The sequence below is a fragment of the Frondihabitans sp. PhB161 genome (assembly GCF_003814635.1).
Lineage (GTDB): Bacteria > Actinomycetota > Actinomycetes > Actinomycetales > Microbacteriaceae > Frondihabitans.
The window spans coordinates 374,007-393,966 of record NZ_RKQW01000003.1; the positions used below are offsets into that span (position 1 = coordinate 374,007).

Below are 19,960 nucleotides of genomic sequence, written 5' to 3' on the forward strand. Positions count from 1 at the left end.
GCTTATGAGTGGGCTCGGGGTCGTCGATGAATGCGTGTGCCGGGAACAGCAGCTGCCCCCGACCTGGAGGAATCCGACAAACGCACGCCCGGCGAGACCGACAACGTGTGTAGCGGCCCACGGGTGATTTCGACACCGTCGCGGAGGGTTCTACCGTGAGCCCAGAACCCCACCGGAACGGAATCAACGCTGATGACACGTCTCGAAGAAACCACTGCGCGCGCAACCACACCTGCAGCGGCGCCCACCACGCCTCCGACCACCGCGGCCGACACCCTCGACACCGCCTGGCTCGGCGAGTACCTGCTCGGACGGTGGTCCGAGGCGCGCAAGCACTCCCGCGAGCTGCTGCGCGACGACGCCTTCCACCGGCACGCCGACCTCACCCTCGCCGAACAGCGCGAGCGATGCTTTGGCCAACTGCATCAGCTGCTCGAACGCGGGGCAGTCCTGCGCGCGTTCCCGACGCACCTGGGGGGAAGCGACGACCACGGCGGCAACATCGCCGCGTTCGAAGAGATCGTCTCCGCGGATCCTTCGCTTCAGATCAAGGCGGGCGTGCAGTGGGGCCTCTTCGGCTCTGCCGTGATGCACCTCGGAACCGAGTACCACCACGAGACCTTCCTGCCCGGCATCATGAACCTCGAGGTGCCGGGGGCCTTCGCCATGACCGAGACCGGCCACGGCTCCGACGTCGCATCGATCGGCACCACCGCGACGTACGACGCCGACGCCGAGGAGTTCGTGATCCAGACGCCGTTCCGCGCCGCCTGGAAGGACTACCTCGGCAACGCCGCCGTTCATGGCCGGGCCGCCGTCGTGTTCGCGCAGCTCGTGACGCAGGGCGTCGAGCAGGGAGTCCACGCCTTCTACGTGCCGATCCGTGACGACAACGGATTCCTGCCGGGAGTCGGCGGCGAAGACGACGGCCTCAAAGGCGGCTTAAACGGCATCGACAACGGCCGACTTCACTTCGACGGGGTGCGAGTGCCGCGCACGAACCTCCTGAACCGCTACGGCGACGTCGCCCCCGACGGCAGCTACAGCTCGCCCATCGCGAGCAAGGGCCGCCGGTTCTTCACCATGATCGGCACGCTCGTGCAGGGGCGGGTCTCGCTCGACGGCGCGTCGGTGGTCGCGTCCAAGCTGGCGCTCCACATCGCGATCACCTACGGCACCCAGCGTCGGCAGTTCACCGCCGCCGACCCGACGAGCGAGGTGGTGATCCTCGACTACCAACGGCACCAGCGTCGCCTGCTCCCCCGCCTCGCAACGACCTACGCGATGTCGTTCGCGCACGAGAAGCTCCTCGCCGCGTTCGACGGCGTCTTCTCGGGCGAGCACGCCACCGACGCCGACCGGCAAGACCTCGAGACCCTGGCCGCCGCCCTCAAGTCGCTCAGCACCTGGTCGGCCCTCGACATCCTGCAGGAGGCCCGCGAGGCCTGCGGCGGTGTCGGATTCCTCGCCGAGAACCGCCTCACCCAGCTCCGAGCCGACCTCGACGTCTACGCGACCTTCGAGGGCGACAACACGGTTCTGCTGCAGCTCGTCGCCAAGCGCCTGCTGACCGACTACTCGAAGAAGTTCACCGGCGCCGATCCCCGCCGGGTGGCGACGCTCGTCGCTGGCCAGGTCGGACAGGCATCGGTGGACCGCTCCGGCTTACGACGCCTCGCCCAGACCGTCACAGACCGAGGATCCGTCGGCCGCGCCGTGGGGCACGTCCGCGATGCCAAATCGCAACGCCAGCTCCTCACCGGCCGGGTCGAGACGATGATCGCCGGTGTTGCGGCGAAGCTGCGCCCCGCCGCCAAGTCGGCGTCGGGAAAGCCCTCGCCCGTCGAAGCAGCCCGCCTGTTCGACCAGAACCAGGACGAGCTGATCGAGGCGGCCATCGCCCACGCGGAGCTGCTCCAGTGGGAGGCCTTCACCGAGGCGCTGGCGGGTGTCCCCGATGAGGCGACCCGTCGGATCCTGACCTGGCTTCGCGATCTGTTCGGCCTCGGGCTGATCGAGAAGCATCTTGCCTGGTACCTGATCCACGGGCGGTTGTCGGCGGCCCGCGCCACGGCCGTCACCGACTACATCGACGATCGCCTGCTGCCACGGCTGCGCCCGCACGCGCTCGGCCTGGTCGAGGCCTTCGGGTTCGCACCCGAGCGCGTGCGGGCGCCGATCGCGTCCGGGGCGGAGCAGCAGCGCCAAGACGAGGCCGCCGCCTACTACGCCGCCCGTCGCTGACGGGAGCGGACGCGGGAGCGGTCGCGTCAGGCCTTGCGCATGTAGGCGCGCACGGTCAGTGGGGCGAAGATCGCCACCACGACCCCGGCACCGAGCAGCGCCAGCCAGAGGTTGCCCGTGATCGCACCGGTGTTCGCGAGGTCGCGGACCCCCGACACGAGGTGCGAGACCGGGTTGCCCTCGGCGAACCACTTCAGCCACGACGGCAGCGTGCCGGTCGGCACGAAGGCGTTCGAGAGGAACGTCAGCGGGAAGAGCACCAGGAACGAGATGCCCTGCACGCTCGATGCGCTTCGAGCGACGACACCGAAGAACGCGAAGATCCAGCTGAGCCCAGGCGCAGACGATCACGAGAAGCCCGGCCAGAACGACGAAGCCGAAGCCGCCGCCCGGACGCCAGCCCAGGATGAATCCCATGGTCAGGGTGAGCGTCGTCGCGATCGCGTAGCGCACGGTGTCGGCGAGGAGCGCACCGGCGAGAGGGGCGATCCGAGCGATCGGCAGCGACTTGAATCGATCGAACACGCCCTTGTCCATGTCTTCGCGCAACTGAATGCCGGTGACCACGGAACCGGTGATGACCGTCTGGACGAGGATCCCGGGGATGATCAGCGGCAGGTAGTCCGCGATGCTTCCGGCGATCGCCCCGCCGAACAGGTACGTGAACATCAGCGTGAAGATGATGGGCTGGATCGTGACGTCGATGAGCTGCTCGGGAGTGCGGCGGATCTTGAGCAGCCCGCGATAGGCCATCGTGAACGAGTGGCGGATGGTCTGCGAGACGCTGACGTGGTTCTTGAGTGGGCGACCGGCCGGGCCGGTGAGACGCGGAGTCGCGCTGGTGGGGCTGAGGGTGGTCATGCGTTCACCGCTTCTTTCGGGGAGGTGTTGGCGGCGGCAGCGCCGTCGGCTGGTGCGGCATCGGCGTCGACGCCGTGCCCGGTCAGGGTGAGGAACACCTCGTCGAGCGTCGGCTTCTGAACGCTCATCTCGGTGAGGTGGATGCCGCGCTCGCGGAAGGCGACGAACAGGTCGGTGATCCGGTCGGGGTCGGTCATCGGCGCGGTGATGCGACCGGCTTCGGGCGAGACGGCCGCCGAGACCCCGAGCACGCTTCGAATGAGGTCGCGGGCGGGTGCGACGTCGGCGGATGAGGCGAGCCGGAGCTGCAGCGACGATTCGCCCACCGACGACTTGAGCTCCTCCGAGGTGCCCTCGGCGACGACCCGACCTGTGTCGATGACCGCGATGCGATCGGCGAGCTGGTCGGCCTCCTCGAGGTACTGCGTCGTGAGCAGCACCGTTGAGCCCTCGGTGACGAGGCGCCGGATGGTGTCCCACATCTGCGAGCGGGTGCGCGGGTCGAGCCCGGTGGTCGGCTCGTCCAAGAAGATCAGCGGCGGCTGGGCGATGAGGCTTGCGGCGAGGTCGAGACGACGACGCATTCCGCCCGAGAATTTCGCGAGCGGCCGGCTGGCGGCTTCGGTGAGGCCGAACTCCTCGAGCAGCTCGGTGGTCTTGGTCCGGGCATCGCGACGCGACAGGCCGAGCAGTCGGGAGAAGATGATGAGGTTTTCGGTCGCCGACAGCTTCTCGTCGACCGACGCGAACTGCGCGGTGACTCCGATGAGTTGCCGCACGACCTGCGCCTCGTTGACGACGTCGTGGCCGAAGATCGTGGCCGATCCGCCGTCGGGCCGCAGAAGCGTGGCGAGCATGCTGATGGTGGTCGATTTGCCGGCGCCGTTCGGGCCGAGCACTCCGTAGACGGTGCCGGCGCGGACGCTGAGGTCGACGCCGTCGACCGCGCGGTTCTCGCCGAAGACCTTGACGAGCCCGTGGGCTTCGACGGCCCAGTCGCTTGAGGTGGTCATGTCTGACCTTTCGTGAAAGAGGGGGATGAGGATCCGAGGTGACCGGCTTTCGTTGCCGGCCACAGGGATCCTGCGCTCCCCCGCTTTCACGGGGCTTTCACACCCTTGCGCGCCTCTGTCTGGAGGCGCTCGCCTCTGTCAGGAGGCGCCTGTCTTTCTTACGACGCGCACTCGATGCACACGGGGCCGAGCTTGGTCTCGTGATCGAGCTGGGCGCGCGGGCGTACGAGGAAGCACTCGACGCAGGTGAACTCGTAATCCTGCATCGGCAGCACGACGACGTCGAGAGCTTCGTCGACGTCGGCGGCGTCGAGCTGGAACCCGCCCGAGGCGTCGCCGTCGTCGAGGTCGGCGACGAGGCCGACCTTCTGGGGAGCTCGCTCCTTGAACGCCTGCATCGAGTCGTTACCGTCGTCGTCGGGGGCGTTGCGGGGTGCGTCGTAGTCGGCAGCCATGGTGTTCTCCTGCAAATGTGTCGCGGCTTGCAACCCGCGCGGATCTGGTGGTCGCCGTAACTATAGGCGGCATCTTGCCCTCAGCCGAACCATGTTCGCCAACGGCTGTAGTGCGTGTCGGAATCGAGGGCCGTCTCGGGGCCGCAGCGCTAGCGTGAGGGTGTGATCACTGACGCTCTCCCCCGCACCCGCCCGTCCGCCGTCGGCATCGATGCGGCCGGCATCGCCGCTCTCGTCGATGCCCTCGAATCGACGGCCGGCGTCGAACCGCACAGCCTCATGGTGCTGCGCCACGGGCAGGTGGCCGCCGAAGGGTGGTGGGCGCCGTACAGCGCCGAACGCCAGCATCTGCTCTATTCGATCAGTAAGAGCTTCACCTCGACCGCCGTCGGATTCGCCATCGCCGAGGGTCTTTTCTCGCTCGACGACACCGTCATCAGCCACTTTCCTGAGCTCGATGCCGAGATCACGGATGAGAAGAGCCGCAGGATCCGGGTGCGTCACCTTCTCGCCATGGCCAGCGGTCACCGCGAGGAGACGGTGGCGCGGGCGTATTCGATCGACCCGGTCGATCTCGTGCGCGGATTCCTGCTCATGCCGCCCGACGAAGAGCCGGGCACGCTGTTCTGCTACAACCAGCCGTGCACGTTCACCCTCGGGGCCATCGTGCAGCGCCTCAGCGGCCAGTCGCTGACCGACTACCTGCGCCCGAGGCTGTTCGATCCGCTCGGCATCGGCGAGGTCGGCTGGCAGACCGACGCGTCGGGGCGTCAGCTCGGCTTCAGCGGCTTTTACGCACCGACCGTGGCGCTCGCCAAGCTCGCGCAGCTGTATCTGCAGCGCGGCATGTGGGAGGGCGAGCAGATCCTGCCCGCTTCGTGGGTCGACGACGCGACGGTGTCGCACATCGACAACTCGAACCACGGCGACAAAGACTGGGGTCAGGGTTACGGCTTCCAGTTCTGGATGGCGCGACACGGCTACCGCGGCGACGGGGCCTATGGGCAGTTCGCCGTGGTGCTGCCGGAGCACGACGTGGTCATCGCGATCACCGGCCAGACCCCCGACATGCAGGCCGTGCTCGACGCGGTCTGGAAGAACCTTCTGCCCGCCATTGACGGTTCTATGCCCTCTGCGGAGGCCGACGATGCTCTGGCCGAGCGGCTCGCCGGGGTCGAGCTGCCCGTGGCCTCCGCCCCATCGACGCGCGTCTCGGGTACCTTCACGCCCGGGGCGGGCAACCGTCTCGCAACGCTCACCTCGGTCGCCTACCTGCCGGGCGGGCTCGGTCTGGAGGGTGGGCACGCCTTGCCGAGTGACACGGGCGAAGGATCCGACACGGTCGAGCTGGTCGACCGCGGCGAGACCCTGCGCGCCACCGTCGGCGTGGGATCCTGGGCTCTCTCGGAGGCGGTGGCCGTCGCTGCCTCCGACGGGCCGAACGGCACCGTGCGCCTCGATGTGATCTTCGTCGAAACTCCCCACCGGCTGATCGTGACGCTCGACCCGGTCTCGTCGACGTTCGCGGCGGAGTGGCAGACCGAGCCGCTCGACGAGGCACCTCTCGTGCGCCGCCGAATGCCGCGCGCCTAGCTCAGCGTCTGACTGTATATCGCGTGTAGGATACCGGGGTGCAAAGTCGAGCCAGCGTGATCAGAGTCGTGCCGGAGCTCCGTGCCGTGCACCTCGAACGGCAGCGGGTCGGGGTGCCGGCCGAGGTGATCTACTTCGGGGCGAAGTACGATCTCGGCGACTCGCTGTCGGGTGCCGTGGGCAATGCCTTGGCTGGGAGTCGATTCACCCGGGTGACCCGGTTCGGAGCCCTTCGGCAAATGATTACGACGTCGGCCACTCGGCTCGAAGTCTTCGAGCCGCTCTGGATCCGCCTCTGGCCGACCCACTTCGCCCTGGTCGCTTCCTTTCGGCTCGCGGGACTCCTCCGACGTAGACACCGCGAGATCGGCACCTACGCGATGGAGAACAGCTCGCTCGCGACGCTCGTCGCGGGTGATCGGACGCCGCCGCGGATCCTCGTCTCGGGTATCGGTCTGCTGATCGGCCTCACGGCTCGCCTGACGCTGACCCGGATCGCCTTCGCGAGCGAGGCGTCCGCCGACGTCTATCGACGTCTGCCGTTCGTCGAGGGCATTCCCCGTCGGGTCGGGCTCGAACTACCCTCCGCCGGCCCGGGGCAGCCTGGATCGCCGCTCAGCGCGGTGTTTCTGGGCGTGCTCGACGAGCGCAAGGGCGTCCGGCTGCTGCTCGAGGCCTGGGAGCTCGTCGAGTCGCGGGTTCCCGGAGTGCGACTCACCGTGATCGGCGGCGGCCCACTCGGTGACGTCGTCGACGCGTGGGTGCGTGCGTCTCCGCAGACTCGGAATGCACGCGGCTCGCTCCCCCGCGACGAAGCCACCGAGATCGTCGGTCGCTCGTCTGTGCTGGTCGCTCCCTCAGTGCCCGAAGGCCGCTGGCGAGAGCAGATCGGCCTGCCGATCAAGGAAGGCCTGGCGGCAGGGCTGACCATCGTCACGACCGACCAGACCGGCCTTGCCGGGTGGCTGCGCGCTCACGGGCACGGCGTCGTGCCGGTCGACGCCGGGGCGTCGCTGCCCGGGCATCTGGTGGAGGCCCTGGCTGAGCGGCTCGTGGCGGCCATTCGTTCGCCTCTCGACCGTGAGCTCGTGCGGGCGTCGCTCCCCAAGCGCGACGGCCGGCTCGACGCCGACGCCTGGCTGAACGCCTAGGGCGCTCGGCGGTCGTAGTCGCGTTTTGCACGTTTAGTCGCGAAATGCCGCGACTAAACCTGCGAAAAGCGACGAGATGCGGCGCCCACCGTCACGATGGGCGGCGAGGTGGCCACGGCAGCCATACGGTGCGTTTCGGGCCGCGGCCTCTCGGGAAAAGCAAAAACCCCCGACGAATCGGGGGTTTGTGGTGGTGAGCGATACTGGGATCGAACCAGTGACCTCTTCCGTGTCAGGGAAGCGCGCTACCGCTGCGCCAATCGCTCATATGTATTCAGTTGTCCGTCTGAGGCTTTGAAGAGACTCAAACCGGTGGATCTGGAGGTGGGGACGGGATTTGAACCCGCGTGAACGGCTTTGCAGGCCGGTGCCTCGCCTCTCGGCCACCCCACCCTGATCGGGTGAGCTTTCACTCGAGCGGATGACGAGATTCGAACTCGCGACCCTCACCTTGGCAAGGTGATGCGCTACCACTGCGCCACATCCGCAAAGTGTCTGACGTACGACACCTGGTTGTTGTTTCTTCCGCATCTCTGCGACCTCAGGAACTCTATCCGATGGTTTGCCCGAAGTACAAACTGAGATTGATTCGTGTCTCGACGAGCCTCTCGGAGGGCCGACGAATAGGTTCGAACTCGATTCATCCAGTAGTATCGACGAGTCCCACGGGCGATTGGCGCAGTTGGTAGCGCGCTTCCTTCACACGGAAGAGGTCATCGGTTCGAGTCCGGTATCGCCCACTGTATTTATTGTTCGCCTTCCAAGCACGGTGTCCACTGTTCGCCCTTCGGACGAAACGCCCGTGACTTCTCCGGGCGAGGCCGCCATTTTGCGAGCGATCCGGAGTCGTAGGGGCCTGACACGCGGCGATCGTGAGGCAGGCGCCGCGGATCACTCTCAAATTCGCACCACACCGTTGCGAAAGAAAACAGCGCTGCGCCAGACCACACCCGCAGTCGCGTCACAGAGCGTCACACCCCGTCACCCCGCGACGTACAGCGGTGCGGCGCCTCGAGACGCTCTACCGTCGCCGCATGATCCGAATCGACCAGCTCAGCAAGGTCTACGAGCACGGTGGCACCCGTTCCGTCGTGCTCGACCGCCTCGACTTCGAAGTCGGCCCGCGCGAGATCGCCGCTGTGGTCGGCAAAAGCGGTGCCGGCAAGTCGACGCTCGCGCAGTGCGTCACCCTTCTCGAACGACCCACCTCGGGGTCCGTCGTCGTCGACGGCGTCGACCTGACCGCGGCGTCAGAGAAGGGTCTCCGCACCGCTCGCCGGGCGATCGGCACGATCTTCCAGTCTGACGGCCTCTTCTCCCGTCGAACGGCCGCCCAGAACGTCGCGCTCCCCCTCGACTACCTCGGAGTCACCCCGGCGGAGTCGAAGGCGCGAGTCGCCGAGCTGCTCGACCGGGTCGGTCTCAGCGACAAGGCTGACCACTACCCGCACCAGCTCTCGGGTGGGCAGAGGCAGCGAGCCGGTGTGGCGCGCGCTCTGGCGCTCCGCCCCCGGATCCTGCTCTCCGATGAAGCCACCTCGGGTCTCGACCCCGAGTCGACCCGCTCGATCCTCGGGCTCCTCCGTGAGCTGCGCGATGATCTCGACCTGTCGATCCTGCTGATCACCCACGAGATGGACGCCGTGCGCGAGATCGCCGATACCGTCGCCCGTCTCGAGGTCGGCCGGTTCACCGAGTCGGGCCGGGTCGTCGACCTGCTTCAGGATCCGACATCCCGTCTCGGCAACGACCTCCAGCCGCACCGCGCGTCGGCTCATGCGGCCGACGGCCAGGAGTCTCTCGTGGTCACGTACGGGCGCGCCGATGTGCCCACCGACTGGCTGGTGCGCGCGTCCGCCGAGCTCAGCGCCCCTCTGGCGCTGCTCGGGGCGGCGGTCGAGGTCGTTGACGGCGTGACCGTCGGAACGGTCACGGTGGGGGTGGTGGGCGATGTCGAGCGGGCCCGACGCGTCCTCGCCGAGCTGGGGCTGCTGCCCCGGGGCCCGGTCGGCGCCGCAAGCGCCGAGCCCGAGCGGGGTGCCGCCGGATCCTCGGTTTCGGAATCGAACGACACGGCGCCCCTCGACCCGACCCTGGAGGTCGTCGCGTGAGCAACTCGAATCTCGTTCCCGTCGATCAGATCGCGGGCCTCGTGCTGCCTGCCCTCGGCGACACGATCGTCATGGTCGGCATCACGATGGTGGTCGTCGTGGCTGTGGGGGTGCCGATCGGCGCCCTGGTGCACAACACCGGCCGCGGGGGTCTGTTCGAACAGCCGCTCGTGCACACGCTGACCGGCTGGATCGTGAGTCTCGGGCGGAGTCTGCCGTTCCTCATCCTGATGGCCGCGATCATCCCGTTCACGCGGCTGGTCACGGGCACGAACATCGGCATCGCCGCGGCCGTCGTGCCCATGTCGGTTGCGGGCATCGCCTTCTTCAGCCGCATCGTCGAGAACGCGCTGCGCGGAGTCCCACCCGAGTTCTCGCGGGTGGCTCGCGCTGCCGGGGCGTCGAGGCTGCAGGTGATCCGGACGGCACAGCTGGCCGAGGCGCTGCCCTCGATCGTCGGCGGCTTGACGATTAACACGATCGCGATGATCGAGTACTCGGCGATCGCCGGCACGATCGGCGCGGGCGGCATCGGCTACGTCGCCGTCACCTACGGCTACCAGCGCTTCGACACGCGGGTGATGCTCGCGACCATCGTGATCCTCGTCGTGCTCGTCGCTCTGGTGCAGTTCGCCGGCGATCGGCTCGCCCGTCGTCTGACGCCGCGGCTCCGATTCGCCAGCAGGGTCTCCCGCGACGTTCCTCCGGCCCGGCGTTCGCGCGTCGCCGCCTGACCCTCCCTTTTCACGCCCCTCTCACCCGAAAGCAGCACAGCCATGTCTTCCTCCGACACCACTCCCCCCACGTCAGGCGGCCCCGACCACGGCTTCACCCTGACCAAGCGCCGCCGCTGGCCCTACGTCGCGGGAGCGGCCGTGGCCATCGTCGCCGTGGCAGCGGGCCTGACCGTTCCGCGCCTTCTCCCCGAGGCCAGTGCCAACGACACGAAGGGCGCCACGCTCTACGTCGCCACCGCCGAGGGCAACGCCGCCGAAGAGGCCCTCGTCGACTACGTCGCGAAAGAGGTCGCCCCCGACTACGGCATCAAGGTCGCCTTCAAGGGCCTCTCCGACTCGACCACCTTGAACCGCGCCGTCAGCGAGGGCGAGGTTGCAGGCACGGTCTACCAGCACAAGCTCTGGCTGAGCCAGGTGTTGAAGGCGAACCCCGACTTCAAGGAGACCGCGGCTACCCCGGTCTTCCGCTGGGGATTCGGCCTGTGGAGCTCGAAGTGGAAGACGGTCGACGCCATTCCCGACGGCGCTACGATCTCGCTCTACTCCGATCCCGCGAACGAAGCGCAGGGGCTCTGGATCCTCGACCGTGCCGGTCTGATCACCCTCAAGCCGGGTATCGACAAGGGTTACGCGACCCAGGACGACATCGCCTCGAACCCGAAGCACCTGAAGTTCACGCTGCTCGACTTCGCCGCCCAGTCACGCTCGCTCGACGACCTCGACGCCGCCGTCGGCTACACCGAGTACTACCTCGCCGCGGGCATCCCGGTCTCGAAGCAGATCTACGCCCCCGCCGCCCCCGACCAGTTCGCCGGGCAGCTGACCGTCGGCACCAAGTACGCGAAATCGGACAACGTCAAGAAGCTGATCGCGGCGTTCAAGGATCCTCGAGTCCAGACGTTCCTGAGCACCGACTCAAAGGTCAAAAACATCCTCCTGCCGGTCGACGCGAAGTAGCGCCTACGCGCGTGTGACACCGCGTTACGGACGCCCTGACAAACCGCCCCAACCCACGGAGGATGAGACCATGACCCGACAGATCCGCTTCAACGCCTTCGACATGAACTGCGTCGCCCACCAGTCGTCCGGGCTGTGGCGCCACCCGAGCGACCGCTCGAGGCACTACAACGACATCGACTACTGGACGAACCTGGCGAAGCTGCTCGAATCGGGCACGTTCGACGGCCTGTTCATCGCCGATGTGCTCGGCACCTACGACGTCTACGGCGGCAACAACGTCGCGGCGATCCGCAATGGGGCGCAGATTCCGGTCAACGACCCGGTGCTGCTCGTCTCGGCCATGGCGGCGGTCACGAAACATCTCGGTTTCGGCGTGACCGCGGGCACAGCTTACGAGCACCCCTACCCGTTCGCCCGACGCATGTCGACGCTCGATCACCTCACGAAGGGGCGCGTCGGCTGGAACGTCGTGACCGGCTACCTGCCGAGCGCGGCGCGCAATATGGGCCACGAGGATCAACTCGAGCACGACGCCCGCTACGACGTCGCCAGTGAGTACCTCGACGTGCTGTACAAGCTGTGGGAGGGGTCATGGGAAGACGACGCCGTCGTCGAAGACCGCGAGGGTGGCGTGTTCACCGACCCCGCCAAGATCCACGAGATCGGTCACCGCGGCGAGAACTACACGGTGCCCGGCATCCACCTCTCCGAACCGTCGATTCAGCGCTCCCCCGTGATCTACCAGGCTGGGGCCTCTCCCCGCGGCGTCGCCTTCGCCGCAGACAACGCCGAGGCGATCTTCGTGTCGGCTCCCACGGCGGCCGTGCTCAAGGCGACGGTCTCGAGGATCCGCGACGCCCTGGAGAAGGCCGGCCGCGACCGCTACTCGGCCAAGATCTACACCCTGCTCACGATCATCACCGACGACACCCACGAGAAGGCCGTCGCCAAGCACGAGGACTACCTCCGCTACGCCAGCGAGGAGGGGGCTCTCGTCTTCATGTCCGGCTGGACCGGCATCGACCTCTCGGAGTACGACCTCGACCAGCCGATCGGCGACGTGCAGGGCAACGCGATCCAGTCGGTGATCGAGAACTTCAAGGAGTCGGCGAAGCTCGACGGCCGGGAGTGGACTGTGCGCGACATCGCGCGGTTCGGCGCCATCGGCGGACTCGGGCCGATCTTCGTCGGCTCAGGATCAGAGGTGGCCGACCATCTCGAACAGCTTGTCGCCGAGACGGACGTCGACGGGTTCAACCTCGCGTACGCCGTCTCGCCGGGCACGTGGGAAGACGTCATCGAGCATGTGATCCCCGAGCTGCGGGCCCGCGGCGCCTATCCGACGGAGTACGTGGAGGGGTCGCTCCGAGAGAAGCTGTTCGCGCGCGGCGACCGGCTGCCCGAGGAGCACCGCGGCGCGTCGTTCCGGCTCAGAGGCTCGCGTTCGACGTCGACCGGCTCTGTGGCCGACAAGGCATCTGTCGACGCCTGACGCCCGACGCCTGACGTCTGACGTCTGACGTCTGACGTCTGACGTCTGACGCCTGACGCCAGCCGCGAGACGTCGTGCGGACCCACGGACGTGCCGCGGCACGTCCGCGAGTCCGTGCGACGTCTCGCGGCGGACGCGCGGCCTCAGGCCGAATGCACGTCGCGCGCCTTGCCCGACAGGTACCAGCTCGATCGCGCTCCGCTCTCAACGGGTTGCATGCCGACGACCACCTTGCCGCGCGAGTGCTTCTCGCCCAGGTCGGCGAACGCCTGCACGATGTAGTCGAAGGGGTAGAACCCGGAGATGAGCGGTTGGATCCTGCCCTCTTCGATCATCGTTGCGAGCTCGCTCAAGATCATGGCCGGTTCGGTGTCGTCGCGGTCGACCGTGATAAAGCGCATCTCGGTCTCGAGGCGGTCTTCGCTCGACGAGAAGCGGCTGGGGATCACCTTCAGCGACTTCGCCAGGGCTGGGTTGTCGCCGCCGAAGTTGTCGATGAAGGCGGTGACGGGGCCCTTCGCGGCTTCGCGGATGCGCTCTTCGAGGCCGTCGCCGTACGTGATCGGGATCACGCCGATCGAGCGGAGGTAGTCGTGGTTGCGCGGGCTGCAGGTGCCGATCACGCGGGCCCCGGCGACCAGGGCGAGCTGGCACTCGAGGTGCCCGACGCCGCCGGCAGCTGCGGTGACCACGAGGACGTCGTCGGAGCCGAGAGCGAGCCCGCGGACGACGTCGTAGGCGGTGGCACCGGCGAGGTACAGGCCCCCCGCGATCTCCCACGAGACACGCTGGGGCTTCGGCACCACGGCGGTGCGGGGCACGGCGATGTAGGTGGCGTGGGCTCCTCCGCCGACGGCGTGGCCGATCACTTCGGCGCCGACTGACAGGTCGCGAACCGCTCTGCCGCGCTTCTTGACGATTCCGGCGAAGCAGGATCCTTGATTGGCCGGAAACGCGAGCGGCAGGCGACTCTGGAAGTCGCCCTGCCGGATGTAGTTCTCGATGTGGTTGAGGCCTGCGGCGACGATCTCAACCACCACTTCGTCGTCGTCGGGGACGGGGAGCTCTTGGGCGACGAAGTGGAGCTCGTCGACGTCGCCGTAGCGATCGAACTGAACCATTTTACCTGAGCGAGCCATGACGACCTCCTGGTTCGGCCCCTCATCGGGCCTTTGCTCGATCGTGCTCCTTTTCGGCGGTCTGTGTGCGCCGGGCTGGAGTGATTTGCTTCTCCTCCACAGCTGACGCGACCGGGTGTGTACCGCACAGAACGCAGGATCCGGCCCGCGGTCATCGGCCACGTGACGACGCTTGAGGCATGCCTGCACCGCCTTCCCTCATCCTCCGGTCCTGCGACTTCGAAGCTTCAGGGCTCGACTCGCGCTCCCTCCGCCGCGCGACCGAACGCGGCACGATGGCTCGAGTACTCCCTGGCGCCTACCTCAACGCCTCGACCTGGGCGGCCCTCTCGGCGCGCGAGCAATACGTCACTCGCATTCACGCCAGTGTTGTTCGACTCCGAGGCCCGGTCGCCGTCTCGCATTGGTCTGCTGCCGCGGTCTGGGGTTTTCCGGTGCCGGATGACTGGCCACGCGAGGTCCAGATCGTCGATCCGGCGCGCTCGACAACCAACCGGATCCCGTCCCTGCTGCGGAGGCCGGGGGTAGTCCGTTCGGGTGACAGGATCGACTGGGAAGGAATAGCCGTTACGACACCCTCGAGAACGGCGGCCGACCTCGCACTGACCAGCCCCTTCGATGAGGCGGTCATGGTGTTCGATCACGGCCTGCGGGTCGGCCTCTTCGCTAAGGAAGAGGTTGCCGAGCATCTGGCCCGGCGGCCAGACGCGCGGCGTTCGAAGTCGGCACATGCTGCCCTCGACTTTGCGACGCCTCTGGCCCAGTGGCCGGGCGAGAGCTTCAGCCGCGTCGGGATGCTGACGCGCGGGTTCGAGATGCCCTCCCTGCAAGTGCCGTTTTACGACGAATGGGGCAAGATCGGCGACGCGGATTTCGGCTGGCGCTCCGTTCTCGCCCTCGGCGAGTTCGACGGTCAATGGAAATACACCGATCCGCGCTTCATGGCCGGCCGGACTGCGCCCGAGGTGATCCGCGACGAGAAGCGACGGCACGCCCGATTTGCAGCTCACCCCGACGTGCGCACGATCATCCGATGGGATTACAGCGTCGCCCGAAATCCCGACGAACTCGCACGGCGCTTAATCGCCGGCGGTGTTCCGCGGCTAAACCCTCGCGATCGGCTTTCGAGGCGGTCCTAGGCCCAACTCGCACGCCGGCCGGGAGGGTCTTTGCCGATCGCGAGGGTTTGTGCCGTGCCCGACGGCCCCCGACGCAACAAGGCCCCCACCCAATGGGCGAGGGCCTCGTATGAAGCGGCTGAGGCGCTAGGCGCGCTCGTCGAGGAGCACGTAGCCCTCCTCGCCGTGCACGGCCGTGTCGATGCCGGCGACCTCGTCTTCGCTCGTGACGCGGAAGCCCATGGTCTTCTCGATCACGAGGCCGATGACGAAGGCGAAGACGAACGAGTAGACCATGACAACGACGGCCGCGAGAGCCTGGACGCCGAGCTGGTGAAAGCCGCCACCGAAGGCGAGGCCGACGTCGTTCGCGAAGAAGCCGATGTAGAGGGTTCCGACGAGACCACCGACGAGGTGGACGCCGACGACGTCGAGCGAGTCGTCGAAACCGAGCTTGAACTTGAGGTCGATCGCGATTGCACAGATGGCACCGGTGAGGATTCCCAGCACGATCGCCCAGAACGGCGTGAGGGCGGCGCACGCCGGAGTGATGGCGACGAGACCGGCGACGGCACCCGATGCGGCACCCACAGAAGTGGCCTTGCCGTCTTTGACCTTCTCGACGATGAGCCAGCCGAGCACTGCGGCGGCGGGAGCGGCGAGGGTGTTGACGAACGCGAGGGCGGCGACGCCGTCGGCAGCGAGCTCCGAGCCGGCGTTGAAGCCGAACCAGCCGAACCAGAGGAGGCCGGCACCGAGCATCACGAAGGGAGGGTTGTGCGGCTTGTAGGCGCCCTTGGCGAAGCCGACGCGGCGGCCGAGCACGAGTGCGAGAGCCAGACCGGCGGATCCTGCGTTGATGTGGACCGCGGTACCGCCGGCGAAGTCGATCAGGCCGAGACCGGCGAGCCAGCCGCCGTCGACGACCGAGCCGTCTTTGCCGAGAGTGAAGTTGAAGACCCACGAGGCGACCGGGAAGTAGACGATCGTGGCCCAGACGCCGGCGAAGACCATCCAGGCGCCGAACTTGGCACGGTCGGCGATCGCACCCGAGATGAGGGCCACAGTGATGATGGCGAACGTCGCCTGGAACGCGGCGAAGGCGAGCTGGGGGAAGGCAGCCTCCTGGCCGATCAACGAGTTGAGGCCGAACATGGCCGGGTCGAAGCCGAGGAACCCGTCGATGCCGATGAACGTGTCCGTTCCGGCGGAGCCGCTGGGGCCGTTCGAGAAGGCGATGGAGTAGCCGTACAAGACCCACAGGACGGCGATGAGGCCGATTGCGCCGAAGCTGAGCATCATCATGCTGATGACGCTCTTGGCCTTGACGAGGCCACCGTAGAAGAAGGCGAGGCCGGGGGTCATGAGCAGGACCATGGCGGCCGTGATCAGGATGAAGGCGGTATTGCCTTGGTCGAGCATCTGGTGTCACCTCTCAGTTGTGCAGTGCAGGGTGTCCCGGACCGAACGACGCTGGAAAGTGCAGGGGCGACGACCAGTGCTGACTCGGGATACGGCTCATACTGGCGTCCCGACGTTTCGGTTCGTGCGCACGTATGTTTCCCGGATGTAACACGGTTCGCCCGTTTGTAAACAACACGTTTCGCGAATCTGGCCTTTGGGCCCGAAGGTGCCGTGAGAGCGCGAAGCGCTAGGAAAGCGGGAGCCGGGGCCTAGAGAAGCGTGAGCGCGACCAGTCGCGACATGGCGCGGAGGTACTTCTTGCGGTAGCCGCCCGCCAGCATCTCGGCGCTGAAGACCTCGTCGAGCGCGAGCCCCGAGGCGATGACGCGCACCTGGGCGTCGTACAACCGGTCGACGAACGCGACGAAGCGGAGCGCCTCCGTCTGATCATGGAGGGGGCCGACGTCGCGGAGAGCGACCGTGTCGATGCCGTCGATCAGCTTCACGTACTTCGACGGGTGCACCGTCGACAGGTGTTCGACGACGGCCTGGAAGTCGTCGACCGACACGACGCCCCGAGCGGATGCAATCGCACGGTCGAGCTCCCCCGTCACGATCGCGTGCGCCTCGATCTCGCGGCGTCGATAGTCGGTGCCGTCGATGCGCAGGGTGCGGAAGCGATCGCTCAGCGCCTGGATCTCGCGCAGGAAGTCGGCTGCGGCGAAGCGGCCCTCCCCTAGAGCGTTCGGCGGAGTGTTCGATGTCGCGGCAATCCGGGCTCCCTGGTCGGCGAGTTCGCCGAGGAGTCTCGTCATGATCATCGTGTCGCCCGGGTCGTCGAGCTCGAACTCGTCGATGCAGATGAGAGTCGCGCCTTCGAGCTGCGCGACCGCTCCCCGGTAGCCGACCGCGCCGACGAGGGCCGTGTATTCGATGAAGGTGCCGAAGTATTTCGTGCCCGAGCCGGCTGCCCCCGGGGTCTGGTGCCAGAGCGCCGCGAGCAGGTGGGTCTTTCCGACGCCGAAGCCGCCGTCGAGGTAGAGACCGAGCTTTTTCGGCACGGTCACCTTGCGGCGGAAGAAACCGGCCCGCGTGGGTGTGGCCTGGTCGCCGAAGGTGCGGACTGCCTCGACCGCCTCCGCCTGCGACGGGTAGCCGGGGTCGGGGCGGTAGTTGTCGAGCGAGGCGCCGTCGAACTGACGGGGAGGAACGAGGTGGGCGACGATCTCAGCGGCGGTGATGGAGGGAGAGCGGTCGGTGAGAGAGACGGTGTCTCGGATCCTGGTGTCCGCCTCGCCCGCGGTGGGGCTGCTCTCGTCGGTCATCCGGCGGCGCCGTCCTCTCCGTGTCAGATTTGTGTCAGAGTTTTGCGCGGGCTCCGCGCGGCATACATGGCGCCCGTCTAGCGTTGTCGACGGAGACGGCGAAAAAACACTGCCGCCGCAGACGGCGAAGTGAAACTCTACGCCGCACGCCGTAACCGTACGTGTCGCCTCCGGGCGACGTCTGGAGGAACCATGCCTGTCGATCGCGATCCGTCCGCTCAGTTCAGCGACTACGCCCACCCCGAGCGCCTCGTCTCGACCGAGTGGCTCGCCGAGAAGCTCGCCGGCGACCCTGCCGCACGGGCCGGCCTCGTCGTCGTCGAGTCCGACGAAGACGTCCTGCTCTACGAGACCGGCCACATTCCCGGCTCGGTCAAGGTCGACTGGCACACCGATCTCAACGACCCCGTGCAGCGCGACTACATCTCGGGTGAGAAGTTCGCCGAGCTGATGAGCGAGCGCGGCATCTCGCGCGACTCGACCGTCGTCATCTACGGCGACAAGAACAACTGGTGGGCCGCCTACGCCCTCTGGGTCTTCACGCTCTTCGGCCACGAAGACGTGCGCCTGCTCGACGGCGGTCGCGCGAAGTGGGAGGCCGAGGGCCGCGAGTACACCCTCGACCAGCCCGCGATCACCCCGGTCGAGTATCCCGTCCCCGAGCGCGACGACACCGGCATCCGCGCCTACAAAGAAGACGTGCTCGCCCACTTCGGCAGCCCGCTGATCGACGTCCGCTCCCCCGAGGAGTACAACGGCTCGCGCACGACCGCTCCCGCCTACCCCGAGGAGGGCGCCCTGCGCGCCGGTCACATCCCGAGCGCGCAGAACGTGCCGTGGGGAAAGGCCGCTGCCGACGACGGAACCTTCAGGCCCCTCGCCGAACTCGACGCGATCTACCGCGACGGCGCCGGCTTGAAAGACGAAGACGAGGTGGTCGCCTACTGCCGCATCGGCGAGCGTTCCAGCCACACCTGGTTCGTGCTGCACCACCTGATGGGCTTCGAGAACGTCCGCAACTACGACGGCTCATGGACGGAATGGGGCTCCGCCGTGCGCGTGCCAATCGTCACGGGTGCCGAGCCCGGTGAGGCTCCGGCGGCTGCCACCCGATGAGCACGGTTCCGACGAGCAACGGCGAAGGATCCAGCCCGGCCCTCCCCGAGGCCCTGGCCGAGATCCAGCGTGACTTCCTCGACCTCTCCGTGAAAGACCGCCTGCAGCTCCTCCTCGAGTTCTCGAACGAGCTGCCGGGGCTGCCGGAACGCTATGCGGATCATCCCGATCTGCTCGAGCAGGTCGTGGAGTGCCAGTCGCCGGTGTTCATCTTCGTCGAGGTGACGGACGGCCTCGTCCACCTGTATGCGACCGCACCGCGCGAGTCGCCGACGACTCGTGGCTTCGCGTCGATCATCGCGCAGGGCCTCGAGGGTCTGACGGTCGACGAGGCGCTCGGCGTGCCCGATGACTATCCGCAGACCATCGGTCTCGTGGAGGCCGTGAGCCCGTTGCGGATTCGAGGCATGACTGCGCTGCTCGGGCGGGCCAAGCGGCAGATTCGCGAGAAGACCGCCGCGTGATCCTGCGCCTTCTGCACCGGTCGAGAGAAGCCGGCCCCGATGTCGCCACGCGTCTCGAGGTCGGCGCCGACGACACGCACGAGGTGCTGAAGGGCTGGTACGCGCCGCCGACGACGCCGTGGCTCCGGCTCAACCTGATCGCCGCCGTGTCGGGTGACGCGGCGGGCACCGACGGAACCTCCGACACTCTCAGCAACCCGGCCGACCGGGCCATCCTGCGGGCCATCCGCGATGTCGCCGACGCCGTCATCGTCGGGGCGAAGAGTGTTCGCGCTGAGGGGTATCGGGTGCCGTCCACCGCAAAGCTGGTCGTCGTGACGAGCTCGGGCGACCTCAGCGGCCACCGCATCGACGCGGAGCGCGCCGATCGGGTCGTCGTCATCTGCCCCTCGTCGGCCGTGGCACGCGTCACCGAGTCGCTCGGCGATTCGCTCTGCGGGCTCGCGACCATCCTGGTCGCCCCCGACACCGAGGGTCGTCTGGCCCCGGCCGCGATCGTCGAGCGCCTCCACGCCGAGGGGCTGCGCTCGCTCGTCTGCGAGGGCGGGCCGTCGCTCGCCGGGCAGTTTTTACACGACCGTCTCGTCGACGAGCTGTGCCTCTCGACCTCGCCGATCGTCATCGGCTCGGGCCTGCCCGTCTTCGGCACCGAACGGTTCGATGCGTCGGCTCTTACTCTCGATCAGCTGCTCATCGACGACCAGTCGTCGCTCTACGCTCGCTGGAAGGTGCAAGCCTCCTGAGCTCAGGCGACTCGACCGACACGGCAGGGGTCGA

General features: G+C 67.6%; 16 protein-coding genes, 4 tRNA genes and 1 pseudogene. 12 read left to right on the forward strand and 9 right to left on the reverse strand.

Annotation, left to right across the window (positions count from 1 at the left end):
• Window positions 1–192: 192 nt before the first annotated feature.
• On the forward strand, window positions 193–2,244 hold the full coding sequence (locus tag EDF39_RS13745; protein WP_123943938.1) for an acyl-CoA dehydrogenase: 2,052 nt from the start codon (window positions 193–195) through the stop codon (window positions 2,242–2,244).
• A gap of 26 nt (window positions 2,245–2,270) precedes the next feature.
• Here the strand turns inward: EDF39_RS13745 and EDF39_RS13750 are convergent.
• From EDF39_RS13750 to EDF39_RS13760, 3 genes and pseudogenes are all read right to left on the reverse strand, one after another.
• Window positions 2,271–3,105: pseudogene (locus EDF39_RS13750) on the reverse strand (ABC transporter permease).
• A complete protein-coding gene (locus EDF39_RS13755) occupies window positions 3,102–4,118 on the reverse strand; it encodes an ATP-binding cassette domain-containing protein (protein WP_123943939.1) in 1,017 nt (338 codons plus the stop codon). Before EDF39_RS13755 ends, EDF39_RS13750 begins: the two are co-directional and overlap by 4 nt.
• A 158-nt stretch (window positions 4,119–4,276) precedes the next feature.
• Window positions 4,277–4,573, reverse strand: a complete 297-nt coding sequence (locus tag EDF39_RS13760; RefSeq protein WP_055958050.1) for a DUF4193 family protein — start codon at window positions 4,571–4,573, stop codon at window positions 4,277–4,279.
• Between the two features lie 162 nt (window positions 4,574–4,735).
• Between EDF39_RS13760 and EDF39_RS13765 the strand changes: the two genes are divergently transcribed.
• Window positions 4,736–6,166, forward strand: coding sequence for a serine hydrolase (locus EDF39_RS13765; protein WP_123943940.1), 1,431 nt, complete (start codon window positions 4,736–4,738; stop codon window positions 6,164–6,166).
• Between the two features lie 38 nt (window positions 6,167–6,204).
• A complete protein-coding gene (locus EDF39_RS13770; protein ID WP_123943941.1) occupies window positions 6,205–7,317 on the forward strand; it encodes a glycosyltransferase family 4 protein in 1,113 nt (370 codons plus the stop codon).
• A 191-nt stretch (window positions 7,318–7,508) separates the two neighbouring features.
• Here EDF39_RS13770 and EDF39_RS13775 read toward each other — a convergent pair.
• The 3 genes from EDF39_RS13775 to EDF39_RS13785 form a co-directional block, all read right to left on the reverse strand.
• A tRNA-Val gene (locus tag EDF39_RS13775) sits at window positions 7,509–7,583 on the reverse strand.
• Window positions 7,584–7,636: 53 nt separating this feature from the next.
• Window positions 7,637–7,710, reverse strand: a tRNA-Cys gene (locus EDF39_RS13780).
• 23 nt (window positions 7,711–7,733) lie between these two features.
• A tRNA-Gly gene (locus tag EDF39_RS13785) sits at window positions 7,734–7,805 on the reverse strand.
• A 179-nt stretch (window positions 7,806–7,984) separates the two neighbouring features.
• Here EDF39_RS13785 and EDF39_RS13790 point away from each other — a divergent pair.
• From EDF39_RS13790 to EDF39_RS13810, 5 genes are all read left to right on the forward strand, one after another.
• Window positions 7,985–8,057, forward strand: a tRNA-Val gene (locus tag EDF39_RS13790).
• A 294-nt stretch (window positions 8,058–8,351) separates the two neighbouring features.
• Window positions 8,352–9,428 carry a methionine ABC transporter ATP-binding protein gene (locus EDF39_RS13795; RefSeq protein WP_123943943.1) on the forward strand — a complete coding sequence of 359 codons (1,077 nt, stop codon included), beginning with the start codon at window positions 8,352–8,354 and terminating at the stop codon, window positions 9,426–9,428.
• Window positions 9,425–10,162 carry a methionine ABC transporter permease gene (locus EDF39_RS13800; RefSeq protein WP_233573131.1) on the forward strand — a complete coding sequence of 246 codons (738 nt, stop codon included), beginning with the start codon at window positions 9,425–9,427 and terminating at the stop codon, window positions 10,160–10,162. The genes EDF39_RS13795 and EDF39_RS13800 overlap by 4 nt, the downstream gene beginning before the upstream one ends.
• 42 nt (window positions 10,163–10,204) lie before the next feature.
• On the forward strand, window positions 10,205–11,122 hold the full coding sequence (locus tag EDF39_RS13805; RefSeq protein ID WP_123943945.1) for a MetQ/NlpA family ABC transporter substrate-binding protein: 918 nt from the start codon (window positions 10,205–10,207) through the stop codon (window positions 11,120–11,122).
• Between the two features lie 70 nt (window positions 11,123–11,192).
• Window positions 11,193–12,617, forward strand: coding sequence for an LLM class flavin-dependent oxidoreductase (locus tag EDF39_RS13810; RefSeq protein WP_123943947.1), 1,425 nt, complete (start codon window positions 11,193–11,195; stop codon window positions 12,615–12,617).
• Between the two features lie 143 nt (window positions 12,618–12,760).
• Here EDF39_RS13810 and EDF39_RS13815 read toward each other — a convergent pair whose 3' ends face one another.
• Window positions 12,761–13,756, reverse strand: coding sequence for an NADP-dependent oxidoreductase (locus EDF39_RS13815; protein ID WP_123943949.1), 996 nt, complete (start codon window positions 13,754–13,756; stop codon window positions 12,761–12,763).
• Between the two features lie 629 nt (window positions 13,757–14,385).
• Between EDF39_RS13815 and EDF39_RS13820 the strand changes: the two genes are divergently transcribed.
• A complete protein-coding gene (locus tag EDF39_RS13820) occupies window positions 14,386–14,895 on the forward strand; it encodes a hypothetical protein (RefSeq protein WP_123943951.1) in 510 nt (169 codons plus the stop codon).
• Window positions 14,896–15,021: 126 nt separating this feature from the next.
• Here EDF39_RS13820 and EDF39_RS13825 read toward each other — a convergent pair whose 3' ends face one another.
• Entirely contained in the window at window positions 15,022–16,296 is a 1,275-nt protein-coding gene (locus EDF39_RS13825) for an ammonium transporter (protein WP_123943953.1), read from the reverse strand.
• A gap of 251 nt (window positions 16,297–16,547) precedes the next feature.
• A complete protein-coding gene (gene zapE, locus EDF39_RS13830; protein ID WP_123943955.1) occupies window positions 16,548–17,603 on the reverse strand; it encodes a cell division protein ZapE in 1,056 nt (351 codons plus the stop codon).
• A gap of 192 nt (window positions 17,604–17,795) precedes the next feature.
• Between zapE and EDF39_RS13835 the strand changes: the two genes are divergently transcribed.
• The 3 genes from EDF39_RS13835 to EDF39_RS13845 are packed head-to-tail and all read left to right on the forward strand — an operon-like array spanning window position 17,796 to window position 19,926.
• On the forward strand, window positions 17,796–18,719 hold the full coding sequence (locus EDF39_RS13835; protein ID WP_123943957.1) for a sulfurtransferase: 924 nt from the start codon (window positions 17,796–17,798) through the stop codon (window positions 18,717–18,719).
• The gene (locus EDF39_RS13840; RefSeq protein WP_055958077.1) at window positions 18,716–19,183 is read left to right on the forward strand and encodes a SufE family protein; all 468 of its coding nucleotides are present in this window, start codon (window positions 18,716–18,718) and stop codon (window positions 19,181–19,183) included. Before EDF39_RS13835 ends, EDF39_RS13840 begins: the two co-directional genes overlap by 4 nt.
• Complete coding sequence (locus EDF39_RS13845; RefSeq protein ID WP_055958081.1) at window positions 19,180–19,926, forward strand: dihydrofolate reductase family protein; 747 nt, start codon at window positions 19,180–19,182, stop codon at window positions 19,924–19,926. The genes EDF39_RS13840 and EDF39_RS13845 overlap by 4 nt, the downstream gene beginning before the upstream one ends.
• Window positions 19,927–19,960: the final 34 nt, after the last annotated feature.